The following is a 20193-nucleotide window of genomic DNA, read 5'->3' on the forward strand; positions in this document are numbered from 1 at the left end:
ACGCAAAATGGGCGCCCCGCGAGGGGCGCCCATTTTCGTATAACGATGGATCAGCGTGCGGCTGAGCCGTCGACGTAGTCCTCGTCCTGCTGCTTCCATGAGAACAGCGAACGCAGCTCCTTGCCGGTGACCTCAATCGGGTGCTGCTCTTCCTTGGCGCGCAGCTCCTGGAACTCCTTGCCCCCGTTGTCCTGGTCGTCGATGAAGCGCTTGGCGAAGGCGCCCGACTGGATGTCGGCGAGCACGCCCTGCATGCTTTCCTTGACGCGTGCGTCGACGACGCGCGGGCCCGATACGTAGTCGCCGTACTCAGCGGTGTCCGAGATCGACCAGCGCTGCTTGGCGATGCCGCCCTCCCACATGAGGTCAACGATCAGCTTGAGCTCGTGCAGAACTTCGAAGTAAGCGATCTGAGGCTGGTATCCGGCCTCGACGAGGGTCTCGAAGCCTGCCTGCACGAGGTGGCTCATGCCGCCACAGAGCACAGCCTGCTCGCCGAACAGGTCGGTTTCGGTCTCTTCGGTGAAAGTCGTCTTGATGACGCCGGCACGCGTGCCGCCGATGGCCTTCGCGTACGACAGCGCGAGCGCCCAGGCCTGACCCGAGGCGTCCTGCTCGACAGCGATGATGTCCGGGATGCCACGACCGGCGACGAACTCGCGACGCACGGTGTGACCGGGTGCCTTGGGAGCGACGAGGATGACGTCGACGCCCGCGGGCGCGTCAATGTAGCCGAAACGGATGTTGAAGCCGTGCGCGAACGCCAGCGTCTTGCCCTCAGCCAGGTTGGGGGCGATCGAGTCGGAGTAGATCGTGCGCTGGTGCTGGTCCGGCGCGAGGATCATGATGACGTCGGCCCAGGCCGTCGCATCCGCAACATTCTTCACCGGGAATCCGGCTTCTTCTGCCTTGGCGATCGACTTCGAGCCGTCCTTGAGCGCGATGGCGACCTCTACGCCTGAATCGCGAAGGTTCATCGCGTGGGCGTGGCCCTGCGAGCCGTAGCCGACGATCGCGACCTTCTTGCCCTGGATCAGGGACAGGTCTGCGTCATCGTCGTAGAAGATCTCAGTACTCACGTTGTGTTTCTCCTTGATTGTGGTTGTTTCAGGACCAGACGGTCCCTGCAGGACCAGACGGTCCCTGAGCTTGTCGAAGGGTCAGCTGCGCAGAACGCGCTCTGTGATGCTCTTGCTGCCGCGCCCGATGGCGAGCAGTCCGGACTGGGCGAGTTCCTTGATGCCGAATGGCTCCAGTGCGCGCAGCAACGCCTCGACTTTGCCCTTATCGCCGGTGACCTCGATCACCAGCGCATCGGCGGCATAGTCCACGACCGAGGCGCGGAACAGGTTCACGACTTCGATCACGTTCGAGCGAGTCGTGTTATCTGTTCGCACTTTGACGAGGACGTGCTGGCGCTGCACGGAGGATGCCGGGTCGAGCTCAACGATCTTGATGACGTTGATCAGCTTGTTCAGCTGCTTCGTGACCTGCTCGAGCGGCAGCTTGTCGACGTCGACGACCACAGTGATCCGGGAGATTCCCGGAACCTCGGTCACCCCGACGGCGAGGGATTCGATGTTGAAGCCGCGGCGGGCGAACAGTCCGGCGACACGAGTCAGCAGACCCGGCGTGTTCTCCACGAGGAGACTCAGAACGTGAGTTGACATGGCTCAGATCTCCTCATCGAAGGCGGGTGCGTGGTCACGGGCATACTGCACGTAGTTATTGCTGACGCCCTGGGGCACCATCGGCCACACCATCGCGTCGGCCGAGACGACGAAGTCGATCACGACGGGACGGTCGTTGGTGTCCAGCGCAAGCTGGATCGCGGCGTCGACTTCCTCTTCCTTCTCCACGCGGATGGCGAGGCATCCGTATGCTTCAGCGAGTTTCACGAAGTCGGGGATTCGAACTGTTCCATGCCCGGTGTTCAGGTCAGTGTTCGAGTGCCGGCCGTCGTAGAACAGCGTCTGCCACTGGCGAACCATGCCCAGCGAGGAGTTGTTGATGATCGCGACCTTGATCGGGATCTTGTTGATGACACAGGTCGCGAGTTCCTGGTTCGTCATCTGGAAGCAGCCGTCACCGTCAATCGACCAGACCGGCCGGTGCGGCTCAGCGACCTTCGCGCCCATCGCTGCCGGAACGGAGTAGCCCATGGTTCCGGCCCCACCCGAGTTCAGCCAGGCGTTGGGGCGCTCGTACTTGATGAACTGCGCAGCCCACATCTGGTGCTGTCCGACCCCGGCGGCGTAAATGCCCTCGGGACCGGTCAGCTCGCCAATGCGCTTGATCACGTATTGCGGTGCGAGCAGCCCATCGCTGGGTTCGGTATAGCCGAGCGGGAACTCGTCGCGCAGACCGTCCAAGTACGACCACCACTCAGCGGTGTCGGGCTTGGCACCATTGATCGCGCCACGGTATGCAGCATCCAGATCGACGAGCACGTCGCGAACATCGCCGACGATGGGCACATCCGCCATACGGATCTTCGAGATCTCCGCGGGGTCGATGTCGACGTGCACCACCTTCGCATTCGGGGCGAAGAGTTCCGACTTACCGGTCACCCGGTCATCGAAGCGCGCACCGAGCGAGACGAGGAGGTCTGCCTCCTGCAGCGCGAGAACGGCCGGCACCGTGCCGTGCATTCCCGGCATGCCGAGGTGCTGAGGATGCGAGTCGGGGAACGCGCCGCGAGCCATCAGCGTCGTCACCACCGGTGCACCGGTGGATTCTGCGAGCTCGAGCAGTTCAGCGGATGCGCGGCCGCGGATCACACCGCCGCCGACGTACAGGACCGGCTTCTTGGCTTCGGCGAGCATTGTCGCCGCGGCCTGGATCTGCTTGCCGTGAGCCTTCGTCACCGGACGGTAGCCGGGCAGGTCGATCTTCGGCGGCCACACGAACGGCGCCATGTTCTGCTGCGCATCCTTCGTGATGTCGACCAGCACCGGACCAGGGCGGCCCGTCGAGGCGATCTCGAATGCAGCAGCGATGGCTCCGGGGATGTCGGCGGCATCCTTCACCAGGAAGGAGTGCTTGGTCACCGGCATCGTGATGCCGACGATGTCGGCTTCCTGGAACGCATCCGTTCCCATCAGCGTCGAGAACACCTGACCAGTGATCGCCACGATCGGCACGGAGTCCATGTACGCGTCAGCGATGGCGGTGACCAGGTTGGTCGCGCCGGGTCCGGACGTCGCGATGCAGACGCCGACGCGGCCGGATGCCGAGGCATAGCCCTCCGCAGCGTGACCGGCTCCCTGCTCGTGGCGAACCAGGATATGGCGAAGCTTGTCGGTGTCCATCAGCGGGTCGTAGACCGGCAGGATCGCACCACCGGGAAGACCGAACACGTCGGTGACGCCCAGCAGCTCCAGCGAGCGGACGACAGCTTCTGCGCCGCTCATTTCGGGCGGCGTGGACTTCGAGGATGGTGGCCGCGGCACGGCCGAAGCAGAATCAGCAGTCATGATTTTCCTTGATGATCTGATTGTTTCGTCAGGGTCGGACCGACGTGCGGTCCCTGAGCCTGCCGAAGGATCAACCCGTCGTCGCGCCTTGGGCAGCGGAGCGGACGAGGGCTGCGTACTTGGCAAGAACGCCACGGGTATAGCGCGGGGGAAGCGGTTCCCAGCCAGAGCGGCGGGAGGCGAGCTCTGCATCGTCGACGAGTAAGTCAAGAGAGCGAGCTGCGATATCGACCCGTATCAGATCACCATCGCGCACGAAGGCAATGGGACCTGCGTCCACTGCTTCGGGTGCTATGTGGCCGATGCACAGGCCGGTTGTGCCGCCTGAGAATCGTCCGTCAGTCAAGAGTAGTACATCTTTTCCGAGACCCGCGCCCTTGATGGCCGCCGTGATGGCGAGCATCTCGCGCATGCCCGGTCCGCCCTTGGGACCTTCATAGCGGATGACGATGACAGTGCCTGATTCGATCTCGCCGTTGGCAACGGCATCCATCGCCGCGCGCTCGCGTTCGAACACACGGGCGGGTCCTTCGAAGACCGTCGCGTCGAAGCCGGCTGTCTTTACGACAGCGCCTTCCGGTGCGAGCGAGCCGTGCAGAATCGTCAAACCGCCGGTTGCGTGGATCGGGTTGTCGAAGGTGTGGATGACGTCACCATCGATCGGTCCGGGGTTCAACTCCGCCAAGTTCTCGGCCAGGGTCTTGCCCGTCACGGTGAGGGCGTCACCGTGCAGGAGTCCCTCGTCGAGCATCGCCTTCATGATCACCGGGATGCCGCCGTGCCGGTCGACATCGTTCATGACGTACTGCCCGAACGGCTTCATGTCTGCGACATGAGGAACCTTGTCGCCGATGCGGTTGAAGTCGTGCAGCGTCAGATCCACATCGGCCTCACGGGCGATCGCGAGGAGGTGCAGAACGACGTTCGTCGAACCGCCCAGTGCCATCGCCAAAGCGATCGCGTTCTCGAATGCTTCCTTCGTCAGGATGTCGCGGGTCGTGATCCCCTGACGCAACAGGTTGATCACCGCCTCTCCGGAGCGGTGCGCATAGTAGTCACGGCGGCGATCGGCAGCGGGCGGTGCAGCAGATCCGGGAAGGCTCAGCCCGAGCGCCTCGGCGACGGATGCCATCGTGTTGGCGGTGTACATACCGCCACAGGCGCCCTCACCGGGGGCGATCGCACACTCGATGCGCTTGAGGTCTTCCTCGCTCATGAGGCCGGCACGGCAGGCGCCGACGGCTTCGAACGAGTCGATGATCGTGACGTCCTTCTCGGTGCCGTCCGAGAGCTTCACCCAGCCGGGGGCGATGGAGCCCGCGTACAGGAACACGCTGGACAGATCCAGGCGAGCGCTGGCCATGAGCATGCCGGGGATCGATTTGTCGCAGCCGGCCAGCAGCACGCTGCCGTCGAGGCGCTCAGCCATCATGACCGTCTCGACAGAGTCGGCGATCACCTCGCGCGAAACGAGCGAGAAGTGCATGCCCTCGTGCCCCATCGAGATGCCGTCCGAGACGGAGATGGTGCCGAACTGCAACGGGTAGCCGCCGCCGGAATGCACGCCTTCCTTCGCGCCCTGCGCGAGACGATCAAGGCTCAGGTTGCAGGGCGTGATCTCGTTCCAACTGGACGCGATGCCGATCTGCGGCTTGTCCCAGTCAGCATCACCCATGCCGACGGCGCGGAGCATTCCGCGCGAGGTCGTGGCCTCGATGCCGTCGGTGACGACACGGCTGCGGGGTTTAATGTCAATGGAAGCGTGTGAAGGATCGTGCGAGGACATGACGGCAGTCTATTCCCGACCGGCGGCGCGCTCGGACGCCAACGCCTCTAGAAGAAGCGCGATCTGTTGTGGAGTGTCCACACGCAAAGTTGCCGCAGACTCCCCCGCCCCGACACGAACCCCCAGATCATCACCGCGAAGCACCGTCATCGCATCCTCGTCGGTGACGTCATCACCCGCGAAGAGGATGCCCGTGGCGTTGAAGTGATCGCGCAGCACACTCATCGCCAGGTCCTTGCCCTCGATCCGTGACGAGAACTCGAGCACGCGATGACCTGCGCGGCGTCGCCAGTGCGGGAAGCGCTCAGCGGTGAGGGCATCGATCTCGGCGAATACCGTAGCCTCGACCTCAGGCGTCGCCCGGCGGGTATGAATACCCATGCCGAAGGTTTTGGGTTCCAGCTCAACCCCCTCGAAACGCTCGACGATCGGTCGCGCCGCGGCCCACAGCTGCTCATTCGCGGCCTGGTCTGCGATCACTCCAGGTACTTCGGCGTCTCCGGTGCCGGGAAACCAGTACTGCGCACCGTGGGATCCGGCCAGGGCGAACGGCGAGTCGGCCGTGTGCTCGCTGATCTCCTTCAGATCGTGCATGCTGCGTCCCGACACATACGCGACATAGGTATCCGGCAACGCTGCCAGCGTGCTCAGCTGTGCCTTCACTTCTGGCAGCGCTCGCGCGGACATCGGCTCGACGACCAGCGGGGAAGCCGTGCCGTCGAAATCGAGCGCGATCAGCAACCGCGGTGTGCGGGCGATAGCGCGCAACGCTGCGTCAGCGGAACCGGGGATCCAGGGGCGAGTCATCATTCTTCTCCTCGTCGATTCTCAGCAATTGCCACTCAGGTGCGCGCTGCACGGGCGGTTGCCAGGGCTTCCAGGAACGATGACGACCACGCGTTGACGTCGTGCTCGAGCACCCGGCGGCGCAGCGACCGCATTCGCTTGCTCTGCTCGGCGCGCGGCATCTCCACGGCCGTCATGATGGCGTCTTTGAGGTCTTCGATGTCGTGCGGATTGACGCGCACGGCCTGGCGCAACTCGTCGGCGGCCCCGGTGAACTCGCTGAGTACCAGTGCGCCTCTGTTGTCGGCGCGTGTCGCGACGTACTCCTTCGCAACGAGGTTCATGCCGTCCCGGAGTGCTGTGACCAGCATGACGTCCGCCGCCAGATACAAAGCCACCATCTCCTCTCGGGGGAAGGCCTGGTGCAGATAACGGATCGCCGAGTGATCCATCGTGTCGGTGTCGCCGTTGATGCGCCCGACGGCGAGTTCGATCTCGTCCCGCAGTTGCACGTAGGCGTCGACTCGTTCTCGGCTGGGGCTCGCGACCTGCACGAGCGTGGCGTCCTCGACCTTCAGCCGCCCTGCGTCGAGAAGCTCGCCGTATGCCTTGATCCGGTGCAGGATGCCCTTGGTGTAATCCAGTCGGTCCACTCCCAGCAGAATGGTCTTCGGATTGCCGAGGCTCTCGCGGATCTCTGCTGCCCTGGCCTGAACCTCGGGCTTCTCGATGAGCTCGAGATAGGGCGCTGTGTCGATCGAAATGGGGAATGCCTTGGCGATGACCGTGCGTGTCTGTTCGTCCACGGGCACGCTGATGGTGGTCGCCTTGGTGTCGTACTTGAGTCTGCGACGAACCGCCGCGACGAAGTAGCTCGCATCCTGTGCACGCTGGAATCCGATCACGTCAGCGCCCAGCAGACCGCGCAGCACCTGATCGCGCCACGGCAACTGTGCGTACAGGCCATGCATCGGGAACGGGATGTGGTGAAAATAGCCGATTGTGACATCGGGTCGCAGAGCACGCACCATCTGCGGGACCAGCTGCAGCTGGTAATCGTGCACCCAGACCGTGCCGTTCTGGGCGACGGCCTCGGCCGCTGCCTCGGCGAAACGGCGGTTCACGGTGACGTAGGAGTCCCACCACTCCCGGTGATACTGCGGGGGCGCGATCACATCGTGATAGAGCGGCCAGATCGTATCGTTGGCAAAGCCTTCGTAATATTCCGCCACTTCTCGAGCAGACAACCGGATCGGAATGAGCCGAATGCCATTCGCTTCAAAGGGCTCCAACGCGAGATCGGCCTGTCCGCCCCAGCCTACCCAGGCGCCGTCGACCTGATGCATCACCGGCTCGAGCGCGGCGACCAGTCCCCCGGGCGATGTCCGCCAGGTCTCTGCCCCGTCCGGGCCCACCACCCGATCGACGGGAAGTCTGTTTGCGACGACGACGAAATCTGCGGTGGCCATGGTGACTCCTCACACAGGGGCTCCGTGCCCCGCTCTTAGGCTAGCTACTTCGGGAGCGCACGCGGCTCAGATACCAGTTGATGACCCCGGCGATGAAGGCAATGGCTGCGGCGATCATCGGCAGAAGCAGCGCCGCAGACGTGCCGAGGCTCTCGGCGATCTCCCCCGTGACGGCGGCGCCGATCGACTGTCCGACGATCACGCCGGAGCCCAGCATCGTCATCACCGTCGCCGAACGGCCGAGCGGACTGCGCGCAGCTCCGAAGCTGTACTGGGTCACCAGAGTCGGGCCGATCCCGATGCCCATCACGGCAAGCACCACCATCATCGCGGCAGGCGTGTCGACGGCGCCGAGGAAGACGGATCCGATCAGCAGAATGCCTGAGAACACCAACCAGCGCGCCCGCAGCGAGAACCGTGGTGGTAGCCAGGCCACAGCGAGTGCCAGGATCGCCGAGCCTATTCCCATGACACCGTAAAGCACTCCTGCCTGTTCGGAAGCACCCCGATCTGCCATGAACGATGTCAGCGCAGTCAGCATCGTTCCGAAGAACATACCCACCCCCAAGATCCCCACGACCACGACGAGCAGTTGGGGCCGAAAGAGCTCGGATGCCCGGGAAGGCGCACGGCCGTCCGCATCGCGATCCTGAGAGATGCTGCGGCCGCTGGGGTGCAGTGCGAAGGCGCCGACGAACACCACGGTCAGCACGGCAGCGCCGATCAGCGGCGCCCACGGCGCGATCCAGGAGGCCACGATGCCGACGACGAACGGACCGAAGACGAACACCGTTTCGTCGGCTGCTGATTCGTACGCCATGGTCGAGGAGACGGTGCGCACCCGAACAGGTTCCGGCATCCGCTCGTTGATGATCGCGACAAGTCGTGAGCGCGACATCGGCGCGACCTGCGGAGCTGTGGCGCCGATGCCGACGGCGGCGAGCAGAATGAGAGCGTCAATCGATGTCGTATAGACGACAGCGGTGAAGACCACGAGCATCGCGCCATTGGCTACGGCGAGGATCACCAGCACCGGACGCTGCCCGAACCGGTCGGCTGCGCCTCCGAGCAGAGGCCCGAAGCATGCCGTGCCCAGTCCGACAGCGGCCGACGTCAGGCCGCCCAGAGAAAGGGAACCGCTGACCGAGACGACGAGGGTAAGTACTCCGACGACCATCATCGCAAAGGGAAGTCGCGCGATGAACGCGATCAGGAAATAGGGAAGGCCCGCCTCGCGGAGCAGGCTGGCAGAAGCGGGTGCGTGTGTTCTCGTCATGACTCTCACGCACCCGAGGATGCGGGATCCGGTGCCGCCGCTGTCCGTCAGAGTGCCGACGGCCGGTAGTTACACAGCTACAGCGCCGAAGCGCCGATGTCATTCTACCGGTGCCACCTGAGCGCAGGTAGGTTGGAGCCATGCGCTACCTCTTCAGCACAGGCCTCATCGGAGCGATCACGGCCGGTGTGTCAATGCTCCGTGGCACACGAGAAACGCCAGTCACCTGGCGCGCGGTACTCGCGTGGATCAGCTGGGGCATCACCCTCGCCCTGGCGGTCGGTGCGGCTATCGACCTCAACCGCGAGAATCGGGGCGTCCCCATTGCGGAGGACTCCCCGCTCGCGATGAAGCAGGCGAAGAAGGCTCAGAAGGAACAGGCCAAGGCCCAGAAGGAGCAGGCCAAGGCGCTGAAAGAGGCTCAACGCTTGCGCTGAGCCCCTCCCGCAATCAGCGCGTGAGGATCAGCGCTTCACCCTGACCGCCGCCGCCGCACAGTCCGACAGCTACCGTTCCGCTGCCGCGCCGGGCGAGTTCGTGAGCCATGTGCACGACCAGCCGGTTGCCGGAAACTCCGATCGGATGCCCGATCGCGATTCCGCCACCGTGGACGTTCACGATGTCACTTGTCACGCCGAGTTCGGTCTGCGAGCGGGCAACGACGGCACCGAACGCCTCGTTGATCTCGACGAGGTCGAGATCGGCGGCAGTGATGCCCTGCTTCTCGAGCGCACGGTTGATTGCCTGCGCCGGCTGCGCCTGCAGCGAGTTGTCCGGACCAGCGGTCTGACCGCTCGCGCCGATGACGGCGAGCACCGGCCACCCATTGGCCTCGGCGTTCTCTCGTGTGGTCACCACGACGGCGGAGGCGCCATCGGAAATCTGCGAAGAGTTTCCGGCAGTGATCGAACCGCCCTCGGCGAACGCCGCGCGCAGCCGGCTGAGCGTCTCGATCGTCGTGTCCGGTCGGATGCCTTCGTCCTGGGTGATGACAAGAGCATCACCCCGACGCTGCGGAACTTCGACCGAGACGATCTCGGCGTCGAAGGCACCGCTGGCCTGACCGGCGGCAGCACGCTGGTGCGAGAGTGCCGCAACTTCGTCCTGTGCCTGGCGGGTGAGCTCGAACCGCCCGTTATGTCGTTCGGTCGACGCCCCCATGCTCTCTTTGTCATATGCGTCGGTCAAGCCGTCATAGGCCATGTGGTCGAGCACCTCGACGCTGCCGTAGGTCCACCCATCCCGAGATCCCATCAGCAGGTGCGGTGCGCGCGTCATCGATTCCATGCCCGCCGCGACGACCGTCGTCGCGTCGCCGGTGCGAATCATCCGTGCCGCATCGATGATGGCAGTCAGGCCCGACAGACAGACCTTGTTTACGGAGTGTGCGGGCACGTCCCAGCCCAGTCCGGCGCCGATCGCCGCCTGGCGGGCGGCGTTCTGACCGGAGCCGGCAGCCAACACCTGCCCGACGATCACCGCGTCGACGGAGGTCGGTTCGATGGATGCCTGCGCGAGCGCGCCTTTGATGGCGAATGCGCCCAACTGGGGTGCGGTGAATGGGGCCAGCTGTCCTTTCAACCGCCCCTGGGGCGTGCGTGCTGCGGCGACGATGACGATGTCGATCATGATTGCTCCTTCAGATCCGGTGCGAGGGTCAGCGGCGGTTCAGTGGCATCGATAACTTCCTGAACGCTCACACCTGGCGCAGTTTCGACGAGGACGAGACCTGCATCGGTCACATCGATGACGGCGAGGTCGGTGATGATGCGGTGCGCCACTCCCCTGCCGGTCAGCGGCAGAGAGCACTCGTTGACGATCTTCGCGGAGCCGTCCTTTGCCACGTGCTCCATGAGGATGATCAGGCGTCCGGCACCGTGGACGAGATCCATCGCCCCACCCGGTCCCTTGACCATCTTTCCCGGGATCATCCAGTTCGCGAGGTCCCCGGTGGCCGACACCTGCATGGCGCCGAGAATGGCGGCATCGATCTTGCCGCCGCGGATCATTGCGAAGCTGGTCGCCGAGTCGAAGAATGCGGTGCCGGGCAGAGTCGTGACCGTCTCTTTGCCGGCATTGATCAGGTCGGGATCGACCGCGTCTTCTGTCGGGTACGGTCCGACACCGAGGATGCCGTTCTCTGACTGCAGGACGACAGTGACGTCCTCCGGCACGTAGTTCGGCACGAGTGTCGGCAGGCCGATGCCGAGGTTCACATACGAGCCGTCGGTCAGCTCTTGGGCGGCGCGGGCCGCCATCTGCTCACGGGTGAGTGCCATGTCAGGCCCCTTCCTTCGCCGTGTCGGGTTTCGAAACGGTGCGCCGTTCGATGCGCTTTTCAATGTCGGTGCCGACCTCGACGATGCGGTGGACGAACACCCCAGGCAGATGGATGCTGTCCGGATCGATCTCGCCGGGCTCGACCAGTCGCTCCACCTGAGCGATGCAGACGCGGCCGGCCATCGCGGCGATCGGGTTGAAGTTGCGCGCAGCCTTGTTGAAGACGAGGTTGCCGTGTCGATCCCCCATGAGCGCATGCACGATCGAGAAGTCCGTGGTGATGGCCTCCTCCAGCACGAAGTCCTTCGGTGTGCCGTCGACGTCAAAGGATCGCACGTCCTTCTTCGGCGAGGCCACAGCGATCGAACCGTCCGGGTTGTAGCGGCGTGGCAGTCCGCCCTCGGCGACCTGTGTGCCGACACCGGTCTGTGTGTAGAAGGCCGCGATCCCTGAGCCGCCGGCGCGCAGCTTCTCGGCGAGCGTTCCCTGCGGCGTGAGCTCCAACTCGAGCTCACCGGAGAGGAACTGCCGTTCGAACTCCTTGTTCTCGCCGACGTAGGACGAGGTCATCTTGCGGATTCGCTGCGCGTTGAGCAGGATGCCGAGCCCCCAGTCGTCGACACCGCAGTTGTTGCTGACGATGCTCAGGTCTGCGGTCCCCTGCGCCAGCAGCGCCTCGATGAGCGCAATCGGGTTGCCGGACAGGCCGAACCCGCCAACGGCAAGGGACGAGCCGTCCGAGATGTCAGCGACGGCTTCGGCGGATGAAGCCCATTCTTTATCGATCACGCAGCGCTCCTTCGTGTGAGGTCTTCCTCCAGCATCCGCCTTTTGGTTCACCATCAGAACACCAATCTTGCGATATGGGCGATCTCGCCGGTAGTGTCCACATTATGGACACCACTCGCACCGTACCCGGCGCGCAGGCGATTGCACGTGCGGCTCGACTGCTGCGATTGGTCACGGCATCCGGCGAGGGAGGGGCAGCGCTGCAGGAGCTCGCGCAGCAGGCTGATCTGACACGCTCCACAACGCACCGGCTGCTGAGCGCCCTGCGCGCCGAAGGCCTCGTCGATCGCGATGAAGAGAGTGCTCGATGGATGCCGGGACCGGAGCTGTTCCTGATGGGATCAGTGGCGGCGGCTCGGTACGACGTCACTGCGCTGGCGAAAGATATCGTCCGCTCCCTTGCTGTCAAGACCGAAGAAAGCGCGTTCCTCTCGGTGCGCAGAGCGGATGAGACCGTCTGTCTGCTGCGTGAGGAGGGCTCGTTCCCGATCCGCTCCTTCGTCCTCAGCGAAGGTGTGCGGTTTCCCCTCGGAGTCGCCAGCGCCGGACTCGCGATCCTCTCGTTCCTGCCTGACCACGATGTGGATGCCTATTTCGACCGCCATCCGGAGCTGGCCGACCGCTGGGGCACAGCGCACGGCGCTCGCCGGATGCGCAAACGACTCAGCGAGACGAAGGAACGCGGCTATTCACTGAATCCTGGCCTCATCGTCTCGGGCAGTTTCGGCATGGGTGCTGCCGTCTTCGATCGGGCTGGCAGAGCGGAGTGGGCGCTGAGTCTGACCGGCGTGGAGTTCCGATTCGGACCAGATCGCACGGCGCAGCTCGGACGCACGCTGCTCGCGCATGCCCATCAACTCTCCTCACGGATCGCGAGCGTTCGGCGCTGATGCTCAGGCGGTGACAGCGCTGGCCGCCGCACGAACCAGGGGTGCCAGTTGCCTCGCTCCGCGCTCGCTCATCACCACCGTGTAGTGATTGAGTCCGCCCAGGTGCTGATGCACAATCGATGGGTGCGCGGCGAGCACCTGCGCACGATGGGCAGGCGGGTACAGACCTGGCTCCTCGTTCTGCAGACCGCGCGGCACGCTGATGAACAGCGTCTGGTGGTGCAACTGGGCAAGTGCCGCTGACAGGGCGTTACCGAGATTCAGATCCACGGTGTCTTCGACCGTGGTCTGGTAGCTCGTGGCGGGGCGATATCCGTCGCCGTCCGCGCAGAGGTCGTAGGCGATGTAACGTTCGAGGGCCGCGCTCCAGTCGCTGCTGAATGCCGGATGACCGCGCCAGAAGACGTCGATGTACTCATCCACGCTCGTCCAGCGTCGTGACAGCCGCTCAGCTGTCGGGCCGAGGATCAGCGTCACCAACTGCTCAGGAGCGACATCCGCGGGGACATCGAGCGGCAGTCCACCGTCGACCAGGATCAGCTGCTGCACGCGCGCGGCGTGCCGATGCGCAAGAACGACGGCGACGAAACCACCCATCGAGTGACCGATGACCGCGACAGCACCGACGCCGACAGCATCCAGAACAGCAACGAGATCGTCGGCGTGCGCGCTCATCCCTGCCGGCCCCTCGATCGCGTTGCTCCGACCCCGACCACGCAGGTCAGGTGCGACGACGCGGACACCGGGCAGTTCTGCCACGAGGAACTCCCACGCCAGATGTGACGCCGTCACACCGTGGATCGCGAGCACGGTGGGGATCTCCCCTGTGGTTCCCTGCGGATCCCAGATCCCCACGCGAAGATTACCGCCCGCGACCGGGACATCGATGGTTCGATAGGTGTGCGTGTTCATCGTGAGGTCCATCCGCCATCCATCGTGTACGAGGCTCCGGTGACCATCGCGGCGTGCGGCGAGGCGAGCCAGCCGGCAAGGGATGCGACCTCGGATGGGTCGACCAGACGCTTGATCGCACTCTCGGTGAGCATGACCTTTTCGATCACTTCGCTTTCGGGAATGCCATGCACGGCAGCCTGATCGGTGATCTGTTTCTCGACGAGCGGGGTGCGCACATAGCCGGGGTTGATGCAGTTACTGGTGACACCGTGTGCGCCTCCCTCCAGCGCTGTCACCTTAGACAGCCCCTCCAGTCCGTGCTTGGCCGCAACATACGCGGATTTGAACGGGCTGGCGCGCAGGCCGTGCACGCTAGACACATTGATGATGCGCCCCCACCCACGCTCGTACATGCCGGGCAGCGCCGCACGGATCAGCAGGAACGGGGCCTCCAGCATGATGCGCTGGATGGTGCGGAACGCATCCGGATCGAACTCGGCGATGGGACTCACCCGCTGGATGCCGGCGTTATTCACCAGGATGTCCGCATCCAACTGAAGATCATCCAACGCTCTGGTGTCAGAAAGATCGACTTCCCACACGTCGCCGCCGATCTCGGCGGCACTGGCCTCGGCTGCTGCCCCGTTCAGATCCGCGATGGTCACCTGCGCACCACGCGCTGCAAACTCTCGGGCGCAGGCCAGGCCGATCCCGCTCGCGCCACCGGTGATGACGGCACGCCGTCCGGCAAGATCCTGTTCAGCCATTCCCGCGCTCCTTCTCCCCCGTTGCCGGTTCGTCTCCCGTTGCCACGTCGCTCGCTGCTGTCGATGACCGCGGGCGCAGGGCGTTTCCGACGAAGCGGCTCATTCCCTCGATCACGGCGGCGTCGATCTCGGCAGGCGGGTGCCCATCCGCATCGCGTTCCCACAGCAGGTAACGCATGCCGATTAGCTCGCCCGCGCCCATCAGCGCCCACGCGGCTACCTCCGGGTCCAGCGCCTCGTCGACGTCTCCGGCTGATTGAGCAGCGCGGAGCCCGGCGTGATAGCCGTCGACGATGCGCTCATAGTGCAGTCGCAACGTCGCCGGGGAGACGAACTCGGCTTCTCTGACGACCCGATAGAGGGCTGGGTGCGCGGCGGTGAAGCGGAAGAATCCCTCGAAACCGAGCCGTTCGGCTTCGATTCTGTTCTGGGCACCTGCCATCGACTCAGACATCGAATGACGTACCCGCGAGTTCAGGTCGATCACGAGCGCCTCGAAGATCGTTTGCTTGCTGTCGAAATACAGGTAGAAGGTGCCGAGCGCGACGCCAGCGCCTTCAGTGATCTTCACGATTGAAGCTTCGTGATAGCCAAGGTCGGCGAAGACGCCCTCGGCAGCCTCAAGGAGCTTGCGTCTGGTCGCCTCGCCGCGTTTGGTCAGCGGACGCCCTGTTGCCGGAGAAACGAATGTCTCGGGGGTGGCGGTATCGACCGTTTCAGCCATGAGCGTTCTCTTCCTCTCGCGCGGCGATGACTTGCACGGCCGCTGCCCGCAGGGTTGTACGGGCGACTTTGTCGATGGTCAGCCTCGGCAGCTCGTCGACGAAAACGATCTGCGCCGGCAGTTTGAATGCCGCAAGCTTCTCCCTGGCGAAGGCGTGCAATTCGTCGCTGGAAAGCGGTTGACGGGCAACGACGAAAGCGAAGCCGCGCTCTCCCCACACAGCATCCGGCACACCGACGACGGCGACAGCGCTCACCTGCGGATGCTGACCGAGCGCCCGCTCGACCTCAGCAGGTGACACGTTCTCGCCGCCCGAAACGTAGATGTCCTTGAGGCGGTCGACAATGCGATAGTTGCCGGAGCCATCCCGGTGCGCAAGATCTCCAGTGCGCAACCACTCGCCGACGCGAGCTCTGGCCGTCGCAGCCTCATCGTCGAGGTAACCGGCGAATGTGCTGGGTCCGCGCACCCACAGCTCCCCCGTCGCCTCACCCTCGAGCATGAGAGAGGTCTCAACATCCGCCAAACAGACATCGACGAACGGATAGGGGCGCCCGACAGTGCCGGAATGCGCGGTGAGTTGATCAGGCGGCAGCGCGAGCACATTGGGTCCGGCCTCGGTCAATCCGTAGCCCTGGGTGAGGAACACATCACGCGCCGCCCATGTCTCAGCGATCTCAACAGGCATCGTGGCTCCGCCGACGAGCACATCACGAAGCGATGAAAGGTCGGTCGTCGGCCACTCGGCAGACTCCTGGAGCAGGCGGTACTGAGTGGGCACACCCATCATCGTGGTGACCTTGCGCTCCCCGATGAGCTGCAGGATTCGTCCCGGCTGGAACGACCGCTCCAGAACGACGGTCGCGCCCGACCACCATGCCAGCAGCGGTTGCACATTCCAGGCGGCGACGTGGTGCTGAGGCAACATCGACAGCACGACGTCATCGGCGCGCATCGGCATCGACTGAGCAAGCGCCATATTCGTCCAGAAGCAGTTCGCGTGGGTGAGTACGACTCCCTTCGGAGCAGCTTCACTTCCCGAGGTGTAGATCACCAGCAACGGGTCATCGTCGCGCACCTCACGAGAGGTCACCACCGTGCGAGATCGCGGTGCGTGAACTTCGACCCCGGTGACGCCGAGGAACACATAGGGCGGTGTGTCCGCACTGTCCAGCATCCGCAGCGCCGCTCCGGCGAGGGCGACGTACTCGTCCTCGACGAGCACGAGTGCCGGGTCGCTGCGACGAATCAGATCGGCCAACTCTGTCGGAGTCAGTCGCCAGGACAGCGGCATGAAGCTGATGCCGAGGAAAGCACAGGCGAAGAACGCCACCACGTGATCGGCTGAGCTTCCTGACACTGTGGCGATGCGCTGGCCCGGCCCGTACCCGGCATCCCGCAGCCGCGCGGCAAGCTGATCTGCTCTGCTGAACAGCGTCTGATAATCCACTGCGACGCCGCGATCATCGATCGCGATCTTCTTCGGATCTGAGCCGGCGCGATCCCGGAGCCATCGCCCCAGGGTGTGGGGTTCATCCATCATCACCGGGCACCAACTTCGGCATCGGCATTCTCACTGTCTTCGAGAGCGCCCAGCGAACCGGCTGCCGCCGCAGGGCTGCCCCGGCGTCGGCGCCGCCATCCATCGACGGTTCCAGCGATACCACCGGGCAGGAACATGACGACCAGGATGAACAGCACGCCGAGCAGGAACAGCGGCTCGGACAGCGGGATGCGCAGAAAGTCCGGCAGCGCTTGGATGCCTTCTGCGCGGGCGAGGACGGTGAGTCGCTGGTCGAGGATCGTGTAGAGCACGCCCCCTACGATCGCACCCCATCGGAATCCCACTCCGCCCAACACGACCATCACCAGCACCGTGATGGTCAGATCGGCTCCGACAGCGCTGGGCTGTGTGCCGGACTGCAGCAGCAGATAGGTGACGCCAGCAAGGCTCGCGCACAGCGCTGCGATCACGAAGACCACGAGCTTGGCGCGCGCCGGACGCAGCCCCAGCACCTGCACGCGCAGTTCGTTCTCACGGGCTGCGGCGGCCAGGTGCCCGAGGCGGGACGTGTCGACCCACAGGACGACCAGGTACACCACGACGAGCACGATCAGAGCGAGCCAGTAGAGGTTGCGGGTGTTGATCACGCCCACGAGCCAGTCCGGAACCGGGTCTGTGTTGAGGCCGAGGCCTTCTTCGCCGCCCGTGATCGACTGGTTACGGCGCACGAGCACGGAGCCGGCCTGGGCGAATGCCAGGGTGACCATCGCGAACGGGATGCCGTTGACACGCATGGCAACCGCTCCGGTGACCAGTGCGATGACCATGCCGCCGACGAGCGCGACGAACACCCCCTGCCACAGCGGTAGTTCGAACGAGCGCAGGACGATCCCCAACCCGTATGCGCCAGCGCCGAAATACAGGGCATGACCGAAGGAGAGCATGCCGGCGCTGCCGAGCAGCAGGTTGTACGACAGCGCGAGGGCAGCGAACACCATGCACAGCGAGAGCAGGGCGAGCGAGCCTGGTGTGTAGGTCGGCCCGGGAAGGATGCCCGGCAGCGAAAGGTTGAGCAGCGGCAGGATCGCCATCACGACGACGAGCACAACCCCGATGATCAGGGGGAGGAAGCGCTTGAGCGCCGCGTTCTGCGAGCCTGTTGAAGCGTTAGGACGGGACATTATGCTTTCCTTCCCATCAGTCCTGCCGGTCGGACGAGAAGCACGACCGCCAACAGGATCACGACGATGAAGTCGCCGGTGCCGCCCAGATAGGTGTTGGCGACCTGCTGGAGGACCGCGACAAGAACCGAGGCCACGGCAGCTCCGGTGAGGGATCCGAGACCGCCCACCACCGTGACGATGAATGCGAAGATCAGCAGGGTCGTTCCCAGGTGCGCAGACACGTAGGTCAACGCGTGCATAGCGAGCACACCGCCGATTCCGGCCGCAGCCCCTCCGATTGCGAATACGAGGGTGAAGGATCGGCGGACGTCGATGCCGAGAGCGGTGACCATCGAGCGGTTCTCCACACCGGCACGGATGATCATTCCGTAGCGCGTCTTCTTCAAAAACAGCACGAGACCAGCCAGCACGAGGCCGGCTGCAAGGATCAGCACCCAGTATTTATTCGGGATGCTCGCACCGAGCACATCGGTGGTCTGGCCGAGCCACGACGGTCCCGCCACGGTGATCGCATCCGTTCCCCAGATGCCCTCGAACAGCGCGATCGCGGCGAAGGAGAGGCCCACGGTGACGAGGACCTGTTCGATATGCCGCTCGTAGAGCGGTCGGATCAGCACGAGTTCGGTCAGCGTCGCAAAGACGGCGCCAACCAGCGCGCCCACCAGGATCGAGACGAGGAAACCGAGCCATGTCGTGGCGCCGATGGCCTGGGCGACGGCCCAGCCGACGAAAGCGCTGAGTGTGAGAAAGGCGCCATGGGCGAAGTTCAGCACGTGCATGAGTCCGTAGATGAGGCTCAGGCCACTGGCGACCAGGAAGTAGAGGGCGCCGAGGCCGACGCCGATGACGAGGGTGAGGATGAGCGCGCTCATGCGTGGGCCTCCGCGCTGATACCCAGCAGGCGCCGGGTAAGTGCGGCGTCGTCGAGGATCGCGTTCGCGGGGCCGGTGTGGACGACCCGCCCGCCGGCGATCACGACGGCGCCCGCGGCCAGCTGGCGCACGACCTCAAGATTCTGCTCGACGAGCAGAATCGGCACGGTCTTGGCTGCTTCGGCCAAGGCCTCGGCCACCTCGTGCACGATTTTGGGGGCGAGACCCTTGGTGGGCTCATCAACCAGGATGATGCGATTGTCGTTGAGCAGCGCTCGCGCAACGGAGACCATCTGCTGCTGCCCGCCGGAGAGCGTGCCGGCGCGCTGGTCACGGCGCTGGACCAGGTCGGGGAACAGGCTGGCGATGAAATCATGACGCGGCTCGCGCTGGCGTTCGGCGAGTGCGAGGTTCTCTGCGACGGTGAGGCCGGCGAAGACCTCACGGTCTTCGGGAACGTAGCCGACCCCGCGTTGCACGATCTTGTGCGTGGGAAGATTATCGATCCGCTCTCCCTCGAGCAGCACCTCACCTCGACGGGTGATGAGTCCGAGGATGCCGCGCAACGTCGACGTCTTACCGACACCATTTCGCCCCAGCACAGCGGTGATACCAGTGGCTGGGACGTCGAACGAGATGTCCTCGATGACCTGTTGGCCGGCGATCGATGCGCGAAGTGATCGCACCTGAAGGATCGGGTCGGTCATGCTGTCGTCCCCGTTCCGAGATACGCGCTCTGCACGGTGGGGTTCTCCATGATCTTCTGGGGTGTGTCAAGAGCGATGATCGTGCCGAAGTACATGACGGCGACCAGATCCACCAGCCCCATGAGCACATCGATGTGGTGTTCGACCATCAGCACGGTGCATCCGCTTTCGCGTTGCATTGCCCGGATGTTTTCTACGAGCCCCGCGACGTCGCCGGAAGCGACACCTGCCATCGGCTCATCGAGCAGTACGAGACGGGAGTCGGTGGCCAGTAGCGAGGCGATCTCCAGCTTGCGCTTGTCCCCGTGGCTGATGTCACCGGCCAGGGTATCCAGTCGGTGGCCGAGTCCGACCTGCTCGAGGACGGCGATGGCGTGAGCGGTGGCTGAGTCATCACGCCGCGGGAACTTCAGCAGGGAGTAGCTTCCGCCCTGCGCCGATTGAGCGGCGATGCGGACGTTCTCGAGGATCGAGAGTTTCGGAAACAGACTGGAGGTCTGAAAGGTGCGCCCCAGCCCCGCCCGTGCGCGTTTCGGCACGGACAGGGCAGCGATATCTTCACCGTCGAGGAGAATTCGGCCCGCTGTGGGCTTGATTACTCCTGATATCGCGTTGAACAGCGTGGTTTTGCCGGCGCCGTTCGGACCGATCACGCCGACGAGGGCGCCCGGTGCGATATCGAGATCAACGTCTTTGAGGATCGTCGCTCCGCCGATCTGAAGGCCGAGCCCTTCGACGCGCAGGGCGGCGCCGGTTGTTTTCTTCACAGGCAGGACTGGGGTGCTCATC

The 20193-nt window shown here is 64.5% G+C and carries 20 protein-coding genes; 2 read left to right on the forward strand and 18 right to left on the reverse strand.

The window, feature by feature from the left end; translation table 11 throughout:
* Window positions 1–50: 50 nt before the first annotated feature.
* The 7 genes from ilvC to ACSU1L_RS03425 all read right to left on the reverse strand — a co-directional run bounded on the left by ilvC (window position 51) and on the right by ACSU1L_RS03425 (window position 8793).
* Window positions 51–1079, reverse strand: coding sequence for a ketol-acid reductoisomerase (gene ilvC, locus ACSU1L_RS03395; RefSeq protein ID WP_439254722.1), 1029 nt, complete (start codon window positions 1077–1079; stop codon window positions 51–53).
* 81 nt (window positions 1080–1160) lie between these two features.
* A complete protein-coding gene (ilvN, locus tag ACSU1L_RS03400; RefSeq protein ID WP_438254753.1) occupies window positions 1161–1670 on the reverse strand; it encodes an acetolactate synthase small subunit in 510 nt (169 codons plus the stop codon).
* Window positions 1671–1673: 3 nt separating this feature from the next.
* The gene (locus tag ACSU1L_RS03405) at window positions 1674–3476 is read right to left on the reverse strand and encodes an acetolactate synthase large subunit (protein WP_438254754.1); all 1803 of its coding nucleotides are present in this window, start codon (window positions 3474–3476) and stop codon (window positions 1674–1676) included.
* A gap of 70 nt (window positions 3477–3546) precedes the next feature.
* Window positions 3547–5262 (reverse strand): dihydroxy-acid dehydratase, encoded by a 1716-nt coding sequence (ilvD, locus tag ACSU1L_RS03410; protein WP_438254756.1) that lies wholly within the window; start codon window positions 5260–5262, stop codon window positions 3547–3549.
* Window positions 5263–5271: 9 nt separating this feature from the next.
* Window positions 5272–6069, reverse strand: coding sequence for a trehalose-phosphatase (gene otsB / locus ACSU1L_RS03415; protein ID WP_439254723.1), 798 nt, complete (start codon window positions 6067–6069; stop codon window positions 5272–5274).
* A 35-nt stretch (window positions 6070–6104) separates the two neighbouring features.
* The gene (locus tag ACSU1L_RS03420; protein ID WP_439254724.1) at window positions 6105–7517 is read right to left on the reverse strand and encodes an alpha,alpha-trehalose-phosphate synthase (UDP-forming); all 1413 of its coding nucleotides are present in this window, start codon (window positions 7515–7517) and stop codon (window positions 6105–6107) included.
* Window positions 7518–7557: 40 nt separating this feature from the next.
* Entirely contained in the window at window positions 7558–8793 is a 1236-nt protein-coding gene (locus ACSU1L_RS03425; protein ID WP_439254725.1) for an MFS transporter, read from the reverse strand.
* Between the two features lie 140 nt (window positions 8794–8933).
* On the opposite strand from ACSU1L_RS03425, the gene ACSU1L_RS03430 reads away from it, so the two are divergent.
* Complete coding sequence (locus tag ACSU1L_RS03430; RefSeq protein WP_438254762.1) at window positions 8934–9230, forward strand: hypothetical protein; 297 nt, start codon at window positions 8934–8936, stop codon at window positions 9228–9230.
* A gap of 13 nt (window positions 9231–9243) precedes the next feature.
* On the opposite strand, the gene ACSU1L_RS03435 is transcribed toward ACSU1L_RS03430, so the two are convergent.
* From ACSU1L_RS03435 to ACSU1L_RS03445, 3 genes are read right to left on the reverse strand one after another with little or no spacing between them, the layout of a single operon-like run.
* Window positions 9244–10422, reverse strand: a complete 1179-nt coding sequence (locus ACSU1L_RS03435) for an acetyl-CoA C-acetyltransferase (protein ID WP_439254726.1) — start codon at window positions 10420–10422, stop codon at window positions 9244–9246.
* Window positions 10419–11072: a CoA transferase subunit B gene (locus ACSU1L_RS03440; protein WP_438254764.1), complete on the reverse strand. Its 654-nt coding sequence runs from the start codon at window positions 11070–11072 to the stop codon at window positions 10419–10421. Before ACSU1L_RS03440 ends, ACSU1L_RS03435 begins: the two co-directional genes overlap by 4 nt.
* Window position 11073: 1 nt before the next feature.
* On the reverse strand, window positions 11074–11862 hold the full coding sequence (locus ACSU1L_RS03445) for a CoA transferase subunit A (RefSeq protein WP_438254765.1): 789 nt from the start codon (window positions 11860–11862) through the stop codon (window positions 11074–11076).
* Between the two features lie 104 nt (window positions 11863–11966).
* Here ACSU1L_RS03445 and ACSU1L_RS03450 point away from each other — a divergent pair, with 104 nt between their 5' ends.
* On the forward strand, window positions 11967–12752 hold the full coding sequence (locus ACSU1L_RS03450) for an IclR family transcriptional regulator (protein ID WP_438254766.1): 786 nt from the start codon (window positions 11967–11969) through the stop codon (window positions 12750–12752).
* 3 nt (window positions 12753–12755) lie between these two features.
* On the opposite strand, the gene ACSU1L_RS03455 is transcribed toward ACSU1L_RS03450, so the two are convergent.
* Genes ACSU1L_RS03455 through ACSU1L_RS03490 form a run of 8 tightly spaced genes read right to left on the reverse strand, consistent with a single transcriptional unit; the run spans window position 12756 to window position 20192 of the window.
* Window positions 12756–13664, reverse strand: a complete 909-nt coding sequence (locus ACSU1L_RS03455) for an alpha/beta fold hydrolase (RefSeq protein WP_439254727.1) — start codon at window positions 13662–13664, stop codon at window positions 12756–12758.
* A complete protein-coding gene (locus ACSU1L_RS03460; protein WP_438254770.1) occupies window positions 13661–14413 on the reverse strand; it encodes a 3-hydroxybutyrate dehydrogenase in 753 nt (250 codons plus the stop codon). The genes ACSU1L_RS03455 and ACSU1L_RS03460 overlap by 4 nt, the downstream gene beginning before the upstream one ends.
* Entirely contained in the window at window positions 14406–15137 is a 732-nt protein-coding gene (locus ACSU1L_RS03465) for a TetR/AcrR family transcriptional regulator (protein ID WP_438254771.1), read from the reverse strand. Before ACSU1L_RS03465 ends, ACSU1L_RS03460 begins: the two co-directional genes overlap by 8 nt.
* The gene (locus tag ACSU1L_RS03470; protein ID WP_439254728.1) at window positions 15130–16680 is read right to left on the reverse strand and encodes a class I adenylate-forming enzyme family protein; all 1551 of its coding nucleotides are present in this window, start codon (window positions 16678–16680) and stop codon (window positions 15130–15132) included. Before ACSU1L_RS03470 ends, ACSU1L_RS03465 begins: the two co-directional genes overlap by 8 nt.
* Window positions 16680–17822: a branched-chain amino acid ABC transporter permease gene (locus tag ACSU1L_RS03475; RefSeq protein WP_439254729.1), complete on the reverse strand. Its 1143-nt coding sequence runs from the start codon at window positions 17820–17822 to the stop codon at window positions 16680–16682. Before ACSU1L_RS03475 ends, ACSU1L_RS03470 begins: the two co-directional genes overlap by 1 nt.
* Window positions 17822–18697 carry a branched-chain amino acid ABC transporter permease gene (locus tag ACSU1L_RS03480; protein WP_438254773.1) on the reverse strand — a complete coding sequence of 292 codons (876 nt, stop codon included), beginning with the start codon at window positions 18695–18697 and terminating at the stop codon, window positions 17822–17824. The genes ACSU1L_RS03475 and ACSU1L_RS03480 overlap by 1 nt, the downstream gene beginning before the upstream one ends.
* Window positions 18694–19404, reverse strand: a complete 711-nt coding sequence (locus ACSU1L_RS03485) for an ABC transporter ATP-binding protein (protein WP_439254730.1) — start codon at window positions 19402–19404, stop codon at window positions 18694–18696. The genes ACSU1L_RS03480 and ACSU1L_RS03485 overlap by 4 nt, the downstream gene beginning before the upstream one ends.
* Window positions 19401–20192, reverse strand: coding sequence for an ABC transporter ATP-binding protein (locus ACSU1L_RS03490; RefSeq protein ID WP_438254775.1), 792 nt, complete (start codon window positions 20190–20192; stop codon window positions 19401–19403). Before ACSU1L_RS03490 ends, ACSU1L_RS03485 begins: the two co-directional genes overlap by 4 nt.
* Window position 20193 lies beyond the last annotated feature (1 nt).

Source organism: Microbacterium sp. A94, from assembly GCF_051842855.1.
Taxonomy (GTDB): domain Bacteria; phylum Actinomycetota; class Actinomycetes; order Actinomycetales; family Microbacteriaceae; genus Microbacterium.